Below are 14,480 nucleotides of genomic sequence, written 5' to 3' on the forward strand. Positions count from 1 at the left end.
ATATCTTTAATAATCAAGCTTTTAATTCTCCAATAAATTCTTAACAAAATGAAGTATTTACTAACTCTCTTTTCCTTAATCTCCCTAAACATATCTGCACAAAAATACTTTACTGAAAAATACGAACCTTATAGTTCTGAAATAGAATCTCCAGAATCTTTTTTAGGTTATCCCATCGGATCAGAACATACAAGACATGACAACATTATAAGTTATTTTAAAAATCTGGCTGATAAATCTGATCGGGCTATTTTAAAATTTTATGGAAAAACACATGAAGGAAGAAGACTCCCAATGCTTATTATCAGCTCTCCAGAAAATTTAAAAAATATTGATCAAATTCAAAAAAGGCATCTTATGCTGGTTGATCCAGATAATAAAATCGAACCAATCGAAAAAGATCCGGTAATTATAAACTTGGCCTACAATGTCCATGGTAATGAACCATCATCATCAGAAGCTGCTATTCTTTCAGCTTACACACTCACTGCATCTGAAAATAAAGAAGTATTAAGCGTGCTTAAAAACAGTTTAGTATTTATTGATCCTGCTATTAACCCTGATGGTAGAGACCGTCATACTCAATGGGCAAACAGCTATAAAGCTTTTCCTTTGGTCAAAGACCCCAATGATGCTGAACACAATGAAAACTGGCCCAGAGGAAGAACAAATCATTATTGGTTTGATTTAAATCGAGATTGGCTTTTAGCTATAAATCCCGAAAGTCAAGGAAAGCTTAACTGGTATCATCAGTGGTATCCAAATGTAGTTACAGATTTTCATGAAATGGGAAGCCAAAGTTCTTACTTTTTTGAGCCCATGAAAGCAAACGGATCTTTAGATCCAATCATGCCCAAAGAAAATTATATAGATTTAAATAATTTATTTGCTAAATACTTTTCAAAATCTTTAGACAGTATAGGTTCTCTTTATTTTACAAAAGAAGCATTCGATGGAACTTATCCTGGTTATGGATCATCATATGCAGACCTTCAAGGAGGGCTTGGTATTCTTTTTGAACAAGCAAGCTCCAGGGGGTTGATTCAAAAAACAGATTATAGTGAAATAACGTTTCCTTTCACAATTAGAAATCAATATGTCTCAAGTATGGCAACATTAAAAGCTTCCGTTGAAAATAAATTACTTTTAAATAAGTATCAAAAAGCAACATTTAAAAGTGCAATTACAAATGCAGAAAAAAGTAGGATTAAAGGGTATGAGTTTCAAACAACCGATCAAAATTTGAGCGAGGCTTTTATAGATAAACTTTTAAAACATAAGGTTAAAGTTTTTGAAAAGAAAACAGGTAGTTATTATGTTCCGACAAAACAGCCTCAATATAGAATGGTTCAAACATTTTTTGAGACATATGAAAAATATAGAGATAGTGTTTACTATGATGCCTCTGCTTGGTCGGTAGCAAATTTTTATAACATTAAATACAAATCAACCACTAAGTCATATGCTAATAATGAAATTGAGAATACGGATAAATTAGTAAAATGGACTTCAGTTCAAAAGTCAGATTATGCTTATTTAGTGGATTCTAACGATTATAATGTTCCCGCTTTAATAAATGGATTACAGAGAAAAAATATTGTTGTTGCAACATCATTTAAGCCCTTTAGCATAAGGACAAATTCAGGAAATAAAGACTTTTCGTATGGTTCTTTAGTAATACCAATCGCAAATCAAAAGGTAAGTAGTAAACATATCTATAATTCGATAGTTGATCTCCAAAAGAAACTTAAGATTAATGTTTTATCTGTCAATTCTGGATTAAGTTTAAAAGGAATTGATCTTGGATCAAGGAATATTAAATCACTTAAAACTCCAAAAGTAGCAATGATAATTGGAGATGGAATAAGGTCATATGAAGCTGGGGAGGTCTGGCACTTATTGGATACCAGAGTTCACATGCCTATTACTAAAATCTCAGTTAATTATTTTGATAGAATCTCAATTGATCAGTATAATGTTTTAATTATGGTTTCAGGAACTTATAAATTTAATATTAAAACAAAAGAAAAAATCAAGGATTGGATATCAAAAGGTAACACTTTAATTACTATCGGAACTGCTAATAACTGGATTGTAAAAAATAAGATTGTTAACGAGCAGTTAGTTGTCAAAAAGAAAGATACATTGAAAACTAAAATTGAAAGAAAACCATATGTTGATGCATCAGAAAATAACGGTAGAGAAAAATTAGGAGGAGTATTTTTGAAAGTAAATATTGATAAAACTCATCCAATAGCTTTTGGATATAAAGATGAAAATCAAGTAGTATATAAAAATAATTTAGTTTGGTTAAAGCCAAGTAAAAACGACTACTCTAATGTAGCCTTATATACCAATAAACCTCATATTGACGGATATATTTCTAAAAACATACGTAAGGACTACTTGTCTAAAAGTGCATCGCTAATTGTTAGTAAAGTAGGTAAAGGAAGAGTTGTGATGTTTGCAGATAATCCAAATTTTAGAGGAACGGCATATGGAACTAATAGGTTGTTTTTGAATTCAATTTTCATGTCTGACAAAATACTTATTCCAACCTCAAATCAAAATTAATATCTAACACTTTATAATTTATAAACTATGAAAAAATTACTGTTATTATTATTAATATTTAATTTTCATAATAATATTATATCTCAAAGAATCTACCAAGAGATCTCAAAAAAGGAAGGTCAAAAAAGCTTAACTCTTTTTAAAGAATTTTTATCCATACCTAATGATGCCAGAAATAAAGAAAATATTTTTAAAAATATCATTTGGAGTACAGATAAATTAAACTCCTATGGTTTTAAAACCAAATCATTAAAGACCTCTTCTTTACCACTAATTGTCGCCTCTAAGATAACTAACGAAGAACTACCAACAATTGCTTTTTATATGCATTTAGACGGACAAGCAGTGGACGTGTCAAAGTGGGATCAAGATGATCCATGGACACCTGTGTTAAAAAAATACAATGGAAATGAATGGGAGCAATTGGATTGGAATTCAGCTTATTCTGATCAAAACGAAAATTTAAGAATATATGCCAGATCAAGTTCGGATGATAAGGGTCCCTTTTTAATGTTTTTAACTGCAATTAAAATATTAGATATAAGTAACAAAAAACCTGCATTTAACATCAAACTTATTCTTGACTTTGAGGAGGAAAAAAGTTCACCGGGACTTCCAGAAGCAGTTGCTAATTATCAAGAGGATTTAATGGCTGATTTGCTTTTAATCTTGGATGGGCCAATGCATTTTACTGGAAAACCTACATTAGTTTTTGGTAATAGAGGAATTTCATCAATTACACTTAAAACTTTTGGTCCCAAGACACCCCAACATAGTGGTCATTATGGTAATTACATTCCTAATCCGGCACTTAGACTAAGTCAAATTCTTTCATCAATGAAGAGTGAAGATGGAAAAGTTATTATTCCTGATTTTTATGAAGGAATCTATATTAGTGACGAGATTAAGAAAATTTTAAATAATGTGCCTGCGGCTGAAAATGCAATTAAAAAAAGAACCAAAATTAATTCAACTGATAACGTTGGTGCAAACTACCAAGAATCCCTGCAATATCCATCTCTAAACATAAGAGGCCTCCAAAGTGGTTGGGTCGGAGATCAAGCAAGAACTATTATTCCTTCAAGCGCAAAAGCAGAAATTGATGTGAGACTAGTCTTGGAAAGTAATCCCAAAAAATTGATGACTTCTATTAAAAAACACATAGAGTCTTTAGGTTATAAAATATTAGATAAGGATCCAACGGACGAAGAAAGATTGAAATATGAAAAAATTGTTCAAATGAATTATAAAATTTCATATCCTGCATTTAGAACACCTGTTAATTCTGCAGAAGGAAAGTGGCTTAAAGCTTTACTTAAAGAATATTATAAGACGGATCCTGTTCTTATAAGAACCAGTGGAGGGTCTGTACCAATATCTCCATTTGTAAATCAACTTGGAATTCCATCAATAGGTCTTCCTACAGTGAACCTTGACAATAATCAACATAGTCCGAATGAAAACTTAAGATTAGGTAACTATTTTCAAGGAATAGAGTCGTTAGTTAGTATTTTATTAAACCCCATAAATAAATGAAATTAGTTTTTTCAATAATTATTTTACTCTCTTTTAATGAAATTAATTCTCAATCAATTATATTTTCTTCAAGCGATAGACTTGTGCTTGGAAATTATAAAGAAAGAACAGCATCATTAGATGTTGGTGATATAGACAAAGATGGTGATCAAGATATAATTGTTGCAAACGGAAGACATTGGCCAGGACAAAATAGAATTTTCTTTAATAATGGAGATGGTATTTTTACAGTATCCAGACCTTTAGGATTAGAAAGTTCAACAAGTTACTCAACTGAATTAGCTGATTTTGATAATGACGGAGACTTAGATGTTGCTGTTGGAAATGATCGTGCTCCAAATAAGATATTTATTAATGACGGAAACGGAAACTTATCAATACACTCCAACTTTGGCAATGATTATTCAACTACAAGAAATATAATAGTTTCAGATATTGATTTAGACGGTGATCAAGATATTTTAATAACTAACCGTAGAAAAGAAAATGAAATTTGTATTAATGACGGAAAAGGAATTTTTAGTAAAACAATTGGTTTTGGAACAAAAAATGACTCTACGATTGACGTTGAGGTTGTCGATATAGACCAAGACAATGATATGGATATAGTACTAGCTAATAGAGATAAACAACAAAACCACATTTATTTAAATGATGGAAATTTAAATTTTAATAAAAAAATATTATTTGGTTCAGGAACAGATGTTACTCGTTCTGTTGAGATTTCAGATATAAATCAAGATGGATTCTTAGACATCATTTGCGCAAATATTGGAGAGTCAAATTTTATATATTTTGGAGATTCAAATTATAGTTATAAAAAAAAGATAGAATTTGACAAAAGCCTTGATAAATCGTATTCAATTGACACGGGTGATCTAGATTTAGATGGAGACATAGATATAGTTATAGGAAATTCAAACTCTGCTAATTCTGTTTTTTATAATGAAGAAAATGGAATGGTTTGGACCAAAGTTTTACTCAGTAATAAAAAATTTAACACATACGATATTAAAATAACTGATTTAAACAATGACGGAAGACCGGATATTATTGAAAGTAATTCAGACGAAAGAAACATTTATTATTTCAATAAATTAACCAACAAATAAAAACTAAAAAATGATCAAAAAAATCGTATTGCTCCAAGTCTTAACTTTTTCATTCTTTATTACGGCAGATGAAATTAATGCCCAAAAGAATAATGAAACTCTGATATTTAAATATTTTGGTGCTGCTGGTTGGGAGATTTCTGATAGTAGTATAACCATTTTAATAGACCCCTATTTATCCAGATTAAAGCTTGGCGAAACTTCAATAAAACTAAACCCTAATTCAGCAAAACCATCAACTAGCTCTGTCGATAACCGAAGAAGTTACAAAAGAACAGATTTATTTGAATCAGACACAACAGTCATAAATAAAAACATCAATAAAGCTGATTTTATTTTGGTACACCATTCTCATTTTGATCATTTATCAGACATACCCTATATCGCAAAAATGACTGGAGCAAAGGTGATTGGGACAGAAACTACAGTTTCAATACTAAAGGCTTATGGAATTGAAGATGATAATCTATATACTGTAAGAGGAGGTGAAGATTATCAGTTTGAAAATTTTTCTTTAAGGGTTTTACCTTCAATTCACTCTGCATTGGGCGAAAAGCATTATTTTAATTCTGAGGTATACAAAGAGGGAGATATTCAAGCTCCTTTAATGATCAAACAATTTATTGAAGGAACCTCGTTAATGTATTTTATAAGATTCAAATCTCATAAAGTCTTAACTATGGGTTCTATGAATTTTGTTGAGAGAGAATTAGAAGGATTAAAACCAGATATACTTTTGGCCGGAGTAAACATGTCCAGATTCAATATGTATAAATATGACGAACGATTGTTAAAAGTAACCAATTTTCCAAAAACTATAATCCCAACTCATTGGGATAACTTCAGAGTTCCGTATGGATTTGATCAATCAATAGGAATTGAAACAAAGATAAAACCCTTTATTGAAAAAGTTAAAGAGGTATCTCCCAAATCAAGAGTTATAATTCCAGAGCACTTAAAACCTTTCAGAGTTAACTAGGCTATTTAGTAATTTGACTAAGTAAAATATCTTTAAGTCTTGATAAAGACTTTTTATATCTATTAAAACCAACTATTTTATATTGCATAGCGATAGCTTTCTGATATAAAATCGCTTTAAGAACTTCATCATTACTGACAATTTCTTCAATTTTTTTAACATATTCAATATCATCCTTTGAGTTTTCTGATTCAACAAAAATATTGGGATATTTTACTTGAAAATAATCCATTACTTTTCTTTGAGAAATTGCTTCATCTTCAACATTTTCATCAATAAAATAAAAATGTACATTATGCATTAAATCAAGAGTCTTTTTAAGCTCGGTAGACTCCAAATATCTTATCTTCCCATCATTTACCATCGAATTGTAAAAAGCAACAGGAGGCTTAAACCCCCTATAATTGAAAAGAGCAGCTCCATAATATTCAGGTCTTTTTTCTATAATAAGCAAACTGTCTAGTTTGTTTTTAGAATCAGCTCTTAGAACATCTAAAAGTCTTTTATCACCCTTAATAGCTACTTCTCTCTCTTTTAAATAAGATTCAATTTCAGAAACTTCATTTAAAAGATTTACAACTAAATCCTGTGAAAGATATTTTAGTTCTTTTTTCTGCCTTGCATCTTCTAAAAGAAATGAAACTGATATGCCAAGAACAATAACAATAAATTCAAAAGTATATTTTATTATATATTTCTTCATATTTATCTATTTTTAAATTAATTTGATGATCAAAGAAAAATTATGAAAAAAATTGTTTTTACACTATTGATTAGTACTTTATTTTCGTGTGGAGAAAAGGTTTCTGTCAAAAAAGAAATGCCACTACATGAAGTTTATGAGATGAGAGTTTATTACACACATGATGGGAAATTTAATAATATTTTATCAAGATTTGAAAACCATACTGTTAAATTATTTGAAAAGCATGGATTTACCAATGTTGGATATTGGACTACTCAGAAAAGAGATAGTGTGTCCTATGCTGATAAATTTATTTTACAAAATAAAGGCAACTCCGCTCTAGTTTATATAGTTTCATTTGAAAATATGGAAACTAGAAATAAAGCCTGGGATAGTTTTATTGAAGACCCTGAGTGGATAAAAGCATATGATGAAAGCACTAAAGAAGGACCTATAGTTAGAGAAATTGAACAAGTTTTTCTAAATCCAACTAATTTCTCAAAACTAAGATGAGTATTTAATTTATCGGAATAACTAACGAAGGAACATCCATATTTTTATACAATTCATTAAACTTTTTCATATCTGAATTAATGATTTCATTCAACTCATCTTCCAAATTAGACCATATTTTTTTTAAATCATTGAGTCTTACAATTGCCCCGACAGTAACTTCAGGGTCTGCACTATCTACATAACTCTTTAAATGCATAAACTGGGCATTTAGTTGATTATTAAAATTTATTACATCTTGAAATGTTTTTTGATCTGGCTGAATCAATTTTCGCTCCCATACATCTAGTTTTGTTAAAATTTTGTCGCCTAATTTATTCAAGACTTCGTATTTCGTATTGGAGTTTAAACTTCTCGAATATTGATCCAATTGATCTTGGACTTTTCTCATTTTATTAACAGAATTATGAATTGAACTTATTGATTTTTCAATTGAAATTAATATTCTTTCTTGATTAAAATAACTCTCTTCAGAAGTGTTAATTCTTGGATCAGCCAAAACAACTAACTCTGTTTCATCCACCATATTATTATAGCTAATTCTTGCAGAGTAATTTCCTGGGGGAACAACCCCCCCCTTATAATCTCCATATACAAAAATATTTTCTATAGCAGGGAGACTAGATCTTCTGAGGTCCCAATTAAATCTATTATAACCTTTTTTAGATTTAAGGAAGGCCTTATTTGCAGGACCTCCAGGCCAAGATTTAATATTTTTATCTTTTTGATTATCATAAGATCTTATAACTTCATTATCCTTTAAAATATCTAGTCTAAGAACAACTGTATCAAGAGTTTGTGGCAGATAATAATCAAGTATAACTCCTTTAAGTGGATTTTTTCCAATAGTTGAACTAGGTCTTCTTGAATTCCCCCCAAGAATTCTGTAGCTTGGTTTAGGTTTTAGAATTTTTAATTTTTCAAATTCAATTTTCTGTTGAAAAGCTGCTAAATCATCCAAAATCCAAAAAGATCTTCCTGCTGTAGCTGCAATTAAATCATTATCTTGAATATATAAATCATTGATGGGGACAACTGGAAGGTTTAATTGAACTTGATTCCAACTCAAACCATCGTTTTTTGAAATATACAATCCTGTTTCAGTTCCAGCATACAGTAAATCTTTAATTTTTTTATCTGAACGTACTACTCTGGTAAAGTTTGGATCAGAGGAAATTCCGCTGGTAATTTTTTGCCATGATTCCCCATAATCAGATGTTTTATATATGTAAGACTCTAAATCCATAAATTTATACCTCATCATAACTATATAAGCCTTTCCAGGATAATGAGGAGACAATTCAATGCTATTAATTATTCCCTCAGGAAGACCTTTCGGTGTAATATTTCTCCAGGTTTTCCCTTCGTTTTGAGTTATATAGATTAAACCATCATCACTTCCAGACCAAATTTCTTTTTCATTGTGAGGTGAAATTGACAAACTTGATATTGTATTATAATTTTCTCCACCAGCTGCTTCATTAGTAAATGGAGCACCTCCTGCAATTTGTTTAGATTTATCATTTCTTGTAAGATCAGGACTAATCACCTCCCAGGTTTTACCAGAATCAGATGTTTTAAAAACCACATTTCCTGCATGATAATATATATTTTCTTTATGTGAAGAAGATATTATTGGAGCATTCCAGTTATATCTATATTTAAAGGTGTTTGGAGCGTTTCCTAATGATAATTCTGGATATTCCTTAATCGATTTTGATTCAGATGAAGCTCTGTCCCACCTTTCAATTATTCCCTGATAACATCCTCCAAAGATTAACTGAGGATCATTTGATTCAAATGCTAAAAATGCACTTTCACACCCTGCAACAGAATACCAGTCCTTCCAATCTATTCCACCATCATTAGTTCTACTTTTGATACCTATAGCTGAATTATCCTGCTGCCCACCATATACATGGTAAGGAACTTGATTGTCAGCAATTACCCTATAAAATTGAGCAGTGGGTTGATTTTGTTGCGTGCTCCAACTCTTGCCCCCGTTAAGAGAAACGTTAGCCCCTCCATCATTTGAATTAATCATTATCTGATTATTTTTGGGGTTTATCCAAAGATGATGATTGTCTCCGTGAGGAGTATTCATATTTTTAAATGTTTTACCTCCATCAATTGATTTAAGGGCTGGAGCATTCATAACATAAACAATATTTTCATTTATTGGATCAGCAAAAATTTCCATATAGTACCAAGATCTCGCAACGGTAATTCTATCCTTGTTAACCTGAACCCATTTTTCTCCGCCGTTATCGGACCTATAAACCCCCCCCTTTTCTCCTTCAGCTTCGATATTTGCATATACTATACTAGAATTGGCCCTTGAGACTGAAACACCAGATTTACCAATTTTTTTAGGTAGGCCTTGAGACAAATTAATCCAGTTTTCACCTCCATCAGTTGATTTATATATTCCAGAGTTAGGTCCTCCAGAAATCATTTGCCAAGACTTTCTTTGGTGATCCCACATTGAAGCATATAAAATTCTGGGATTATTCATATCCATACTAATGGAAGAAGCTCCTGTAGAATCGTTTAAAAATAAAATATTTTTCCACGTTACACCTCCATCAAGTGTTTTATAAATCCCACGATCTTTAGATTTTCCATACTGAGCCCCTTGAACTGAAACGTATACAATGTTTGGATTTTTTGGATGGACTAAAACATCAGAAATATGTCGCGAACTTTTCAAACCTTTATTCACCCATGTTTTTCCTGCATCCAGAGAAATGTATATACCATCTCCCATAGATGTCATCACTCCTCTTGCAGCATGCTCTCCCATACCAACAACTATCATGTTAGGATCACTTTCTGACACAGAAATACTCCCTACCGTTCCAGTATCGAGAAACCCATCAGAAATATTTTTCCAATTCGATCCATAATCTTCTGTTTTCCATACTCCACCACCAGTAGTTCCCATATAGAAAATATTTGGATGCCCTAATACTCCTGAAGAAGTGACGCTTCTGCCACCTCTAAATGGGCCAATATTCCTCCATTTTATATTATTATAATTTATTTGTTCTGTTTTAGATTTTTTGCTTTTTCCTCTTTTTTTTTGGGAATTAGCATTGGTGAAAACAAATAAAAGTGCAAAGACGGTTACAAATAATTTTTTCATTTTGAAAATGCTTATGATTAATGTTTTATTTTTTTTAATTTTCTAACAAAGAATCTAGAAACCCTCTATTCATTAAATTACCATTTTTAATTACAGTTTCAATCTTCTTTGTATTTGAAATATTATCCAAAGGATTTTTTGATAAGATTATTAAATCTGCTACATAACCTTCTTTAATTAGTCCGAGCTGATCTTCCATATTAAAATAAAGTGCCGGGTTATAAGTTGCAGATTCAATTGCTTCCAAGGGAGTGAATCCACTTTTAACAAGCATTTCTAATTCATTGTGAAGACTATATCCTGGAGTTTGAAATCCAATTGGAGTATCTGTTCCTGCCATAAAATTAATACCCATTTGATTCATAAGTCCAGTCATTGAGGAACCCCAATCAGCGAAATCTTTTCTTTCAGAATTACTTCGAGAATCAATAAGATCAATTTGACTATTCCATTTATCCTTAATTTTAACAGGTAAAAACTCAAAGGAATTTTTCCATTCTAAATTTTCATATAATTTGTAAGCCCAGCCTGAATATAAAATTAGTGTCGGAATTTGCCATGTATCATTTTTGGCTAATACATCTAAAACTTTTTTTAATTGAACACTATCTATGTTTCTAATAGAGCTCATTCTCTGTGAAGAATGAAGACTTGTTCTGAGTGAGCTACCCAAAATGCCGTCTTTATTTTTTAAAGCATTTCTTCTTAACTCAAGAAGTTCTTCAGTATTTGAAGTAGATGACATTTCAATATTTCTTAGGTGTTCAATACTATTCAACCCACTATTTGATGCTGATATAACATCCATACTCAAAGGAATGTGACCCGTAACTTTTAATTTATTTTCTTTAGCAATTCTGGTAATTACTTCAAATTGTTCCGGACTTAGCATTTCGTAAGCTTTTAGGAAATCTACTCCGTTTTTAATTAATTCTTTTACTTGTATCTCGGTTTCTTGAACAGAAGCAGTTCTTACCGATAGAGGAGGGAAATAAACACTATTTCCATTATAAACATTATATTTTCCATCGATTAAAGGACCAGCAATTTTAACTCTTGGATAAATATTTGGATCACTTTTAGATTTACTTTTCCATTTTTTTAAAAAATTTATTTCACCCCCTGTGTCTCTAACACTAGTTATTCCGTGTGCCATAAAAAGATTAAACATAGAACTCGCTAATTCTTCTTCGAATGCAAAATGAACATGTGAATCCCACAAACCTGGAATTAAAAACTTACCAGATCCATCCAACACATTATTTTTACTAGAAAGATTTAAATCAGATGTCTTTCTTATTTTGATTATTTCATTTTCTGAAATAATAATTGTCATATTTTCTTTTAGACCCTGTTTTGCATCTATAATATTTATATTTTCGATACAATAGGCACCATCAAAGTACTCCTCATTTTGGTTACATGAAGATAAAAACAGACAAAGAAGTATTAATTTTTTCATATTTTAATTTTTAATGGATTCATTTAATCTAATTATTTTAGTTGCCAAATCATCAATCGCTTTAGAATATCGGACATCCCATTCGTTTAATTTATCCAATCGCTTTAGAGCTATTTCATATTCTATTCCTGGAAGAATCCAAGATGCGTAGCCGCTAAAAGGATCTGTTCCAGCATATAACGACCTGTACCAGGATCCAAAATACATTCCTTTTTCATCAATAAAGCTTTTTTCAAGTCCAATCAATTGTTGATTGATTTTTTTCAAGTCTTTCTTTCTTAATTGATCAATATATTTAACGTTTTTGTCCCAAGCTTTTGAAACTTTGCTGAGATTATTTATACTATTTTTTGATAATTTAAAACCTGAAAAATCAGGATCAAAATCTTTAATTTTTATTTCGGCAGCAGAAAAATGTATTTTTAGATCTTCCGGATAACGATTTAAATCGTACGGAATTATTTCAGAATTACTTAATTTTAGCGCCATTAAACCAGACCACTTTTCAATCATTGCACCCATCTTAAATTCAGGGTCAACAAATCTTTTATAAAACTCAAAATCATCATAATTAGAATGATATAGGTTTGTACCTCCCACACCTCCACTTATAGAGGGTATACCAGCATGCATATAAAAAGCTATATGATCAGATCCACCGCCAAGATTTCCAATTGGGGGCTCTTTAGCGCCAGATTTGTTCCATGCATCGTAGAGAGATTTTTTCTCATAAGGATGATTAATTTTCTTTGAAGCATCAATAGCTATTTTTTTTAGTGATGGGGCTGAAGATGTGCCAAAATTTTTACCAGATACACCTCCGTCAAAATTCATATAAGCTATTGCATTGGAATTTAGAGTTTTCTGCATTTGTTCTACCCATTCGGTAGAACCGATAACTCCGTGTTCTTCAGCGTCCCAGTGTCCAATCAAAATAGATCGTTTTGGTCGATAACCGGCCTTACTCATCTTTCCTAAAGTTTCACTTAGACTTAAAAGCATTGCTGTCCCACTATTTGGATCAGTTGCGCCAAACCCCCAGGCATCATAATGACAACCTAAAATAATCCATTCGTCTGGAAAAGTTGAACCTTTTAATTTACCAACTACATTGTATACGCGAACAATATTTTTTGGCTGATTTACTTTTAAATTTACAACTAGGTTTTTTCCACCTTCAACTCTATATGTGAATGGAAGTCCACCTTGCCATGATATAGGGACTGGAGCTCCTGACATCTGTCCTAATATTTTTTGAGCTTCACCATATCCAATTGGAGTGACAGGGATAGTATGTATTTTAGTTTCTTTAGGGTCTAGACGCTTAATTTTTATTTTTCCGTCCAAAGGTAGAGCAGGTTCAAAAGGAGTCAATGGATCTCCTGTAAAGTCCTCTGTTAGAAGTGACCCTCTTTGTATAGTTGAAGAATTATAATAAGGACCTTCAGGATAAACCAGACCTTTTGCATAGCCGCTATCCTTGGGATCAGTATAAATTATTAATCCTGAAGCTCCATTAGCTTCGGCAAATTTAGCTTTAAAACCTCTAAAATTTCCTCCATAACGAGCTATCACAATTTTACCTTCAACTGAAATTCCTAGCTTTTTCAACATTTGAAAGTCTTCCTTTCTTCCATAATTAACATATACCACATTGGCAGTTACATCCCCATTTCCAGAATAAGCATTCCACCCTTTCCATAAAAGTGGGTCAGATGAAAAAGGATCTTCATCAAGAACATCCTCTTGTTGATTTAACTGCATTCTTTTTGGCTTAACAATTGAGAGTTCTGATGTGCCAGGTTTATTCGAAAGATATATGTCATATGGATATTGTGTGACTTCAAACCCTGCATCTTCCATAATTTTTGACATGTAGTCTCTCACAACTTCGTTTTCAACACTACCTGCCACATGTGGACGCTCAGTTAATTTTTTGAGGTGAACCTCGAATCTATTCTCATCAACATTTGATAAAAAATATTTTTCAGACTCACTGTTTTCAATGGATTTTTGAGATTGGGCCACTAAACAGTTGTGCCCGAAACAAAAAACCACAAGAATTATGTAAATAGAATTTTTCATTGGCTCCATAAAAAGTAATATTAAATATATGTTTTTTTTAGTTCTTATAAATATCTTGGGTTATTGATGAGTTTAATGCTTTATAAGAAATTTATTTTAATGACCACTTTTTGTATATTTATTTCATGAGTAGTAAAGAATATTATAATACCAGAAAACAGTTGTTCATCAAGGATCTAATTGAACTAATCAATAAACATATTGATGAAGAATATGACGCTATAGAAGTTTCAATGAAAGCGTATAATGAAGAAAGTAAAGACTATGCTTCTAAAGAATGGATCAAGATTTATAAAGAAGCCATAAAGGATGCTTTAAACGAAGGAACAGAATTCGTAAACAAAACTCTATAAAAACTATATTAATAGCTGGTTAAAAATACTGACGAC

General features: G+C 31.2%; 10 protein-coding genes. 6 read left to right on the forward strand and 4 right to left on the reverse strand.

Features of this window, described 5'->3' with window-relative positions; all coding sequences use genetic code 11:
* The first annotated feature begins 48 nt into the window (after nucleotides 1–48).
* The 4 genes from AC3ATN_RS06865 to AC3ATN_RS06880 are packed head-to-tail and all read left to right on the forward strand — an operon-like array spanning nucleotide 49 to nucleotide 6,201.
* A complete protein-coding gene (locus AC3ATN_RS06865) occupies nucleotides 49–2,574 on the forward strand; it encodes a M14 family zinc carboxypeptidase (protein WP_487532529.1) in 2,526 nt (841 codons plus the stop codon).
* Nucleotides 2,575–2,601: 27 nt separating this feature from the next.
* Nucleotides 2,602–4,110 carry a M20/M25/M40 family metallo-hydrolase gene (locus AC3ATN_RS06870; RefSeq protein WP_487532530.1) on the forward strand — a complete coding sequence of 503 codons (1,509 nt, stop codon included), beginning with the start codon at nucleotides 2,602–2,604 and terminating at the stop codon, nucleotides 4,108–4,110.
* The gene (locus AC3ATN_RS06875; RefSeq protein WP_487532531.1) at nucleotides 4,107–5,222 is read left to right on the forward strand and encodes an FG-GAP repeat domain-containing protein; all 1,116 of its coding nucleotides are present in this window, start codon (nucleotides 4,107–4,109) and stop codon (nucleotides 5,220–5,222) included. The genes AC3ATN_RS06870 and AC3ATN_RS06875 overlap by 4 nt, the downstream gene beginning before the upstream one ends.
* A 10-nt stretch (nucleotides 5,223–5,232) precedes the next feature.
* Nucleotides 5,233–6,201: an MBL fold metallo-hydrolase gene (locus AC3ATN_RS06880; protein ID WP_487532532.1), complete on the forward strand. Its 969-nt coding sequence runs from the start codon at nucleotides 5,233–5,235 to the stop codon at nucleotides 6,199–6,201.
* A gap of 1 nt (nucleotide 6,202) precedes the next feature.
* Here AC3ATN_RS06880 and AC3ATN_RS06885 read toward each other — a convergent pair whose 3' ends face one another.
* Nucleotides 6,203–6,904: a hypothetical protein gene (locus AC3ATN_RS06885; protein WP_487532533.1), complete on the reverse strand. Its 702-nt coding sequence runs from the start codon at nucleotides 6,902–6,904 to the stop codon at nucleotides 6,203–6,205.
* A gap of 42 nt (nucleotides 6,905–6,946) precedes the next feature.
* Here AC3ATN_RS06885 and AC3ATN_RS06890 point away from each other — a divergent pair, with 42 nt between their 5' ends.
* Nucleotides 6,947–7,399, forward strand: coding sequence for an NIPSNAP family protein (locus AC3ATN_RS06890; RefSeq protein ID WP_487532534.1), 453 nt, complete (start codon nucleotides 6,947–6,949; stop codon nucleotides 7,397–7,399).
* Between the two features lie 4 nt (nucleotides 7,400–7,403).
* Here AC3ATN_RS06890 and AC3ATN_RS06895 read toward each other — a convergent pair whose 3' ends face one another.
* Genes AC3ATN_RS06895 through AC3ATN_RS06905 form a run of 3 tightly spaced genes read right to left on the reverse strand, consistent with a single transcriptional unit; the run spans nucleotide 7,404 to nucleotide 14,091 of the window.
* Complete coding sequence (locus AC3ATN_RS06895; RefSeq protein ID WP_487532535.1) at nucleotides 7,404–10,544, reverse strand: WD40/YVTN/BNR-like repeat-containing protein; 3,141 nt, start codon at nucleotides 10,542–10,544, stop codon at nucleotides 7,404–7,406.
* A 34-nt stretch (nucleotides 10,545–10,578) separates the two neighbouring features.
* Nucleotides 10,579–12,006, reverse strand: a complete 1,428-nt coding sequence (locus tag AC3ATN_RS06900) for an amidohydrolase family protein (protein ID WP_487532536.1) — start codon at nucleotides 12,004–12,006, stop codon at nucleotides 10,579–10,581.
* Between the two features lie 3 nt (nucleotides 12,007–12,009).
* Nucleotides 12,010–14,091, reverse strand: coding sequence for a M28 family peptidase (locus tag AC3ATN_RS06905; protein WP_487532537.1), 2,082 nt, complete (start codon nucleotides 14,089–14,091; stop codon nucleotides 12,010–12,012).
* A 125-nt stretch (nucleotides 14,092–14,216) separates the two neighbouring features.
* On the opposite strand from AC3ATN_RS06905, the gene AC3ATN_RS06910 reads away from it, so the two are divergent.
* Nucleotides 14,217–14,444, forward strand: a complete 228-nt coding sequence (locus AC3ATN_RS06910) for a hypothetical protein (RefSeq protein WP_487532538.1) — start codon at nucleotides 14,217–14,219, stop codon at nucleotides 14,442–14,444.
* The last annotated feature ends 36 nt before the right edge of the window (nucleotides 14,445–14,480 follow it).

It is taken from the genome of Candidatus Marivariicella sp., assembly GCF_983056325.1.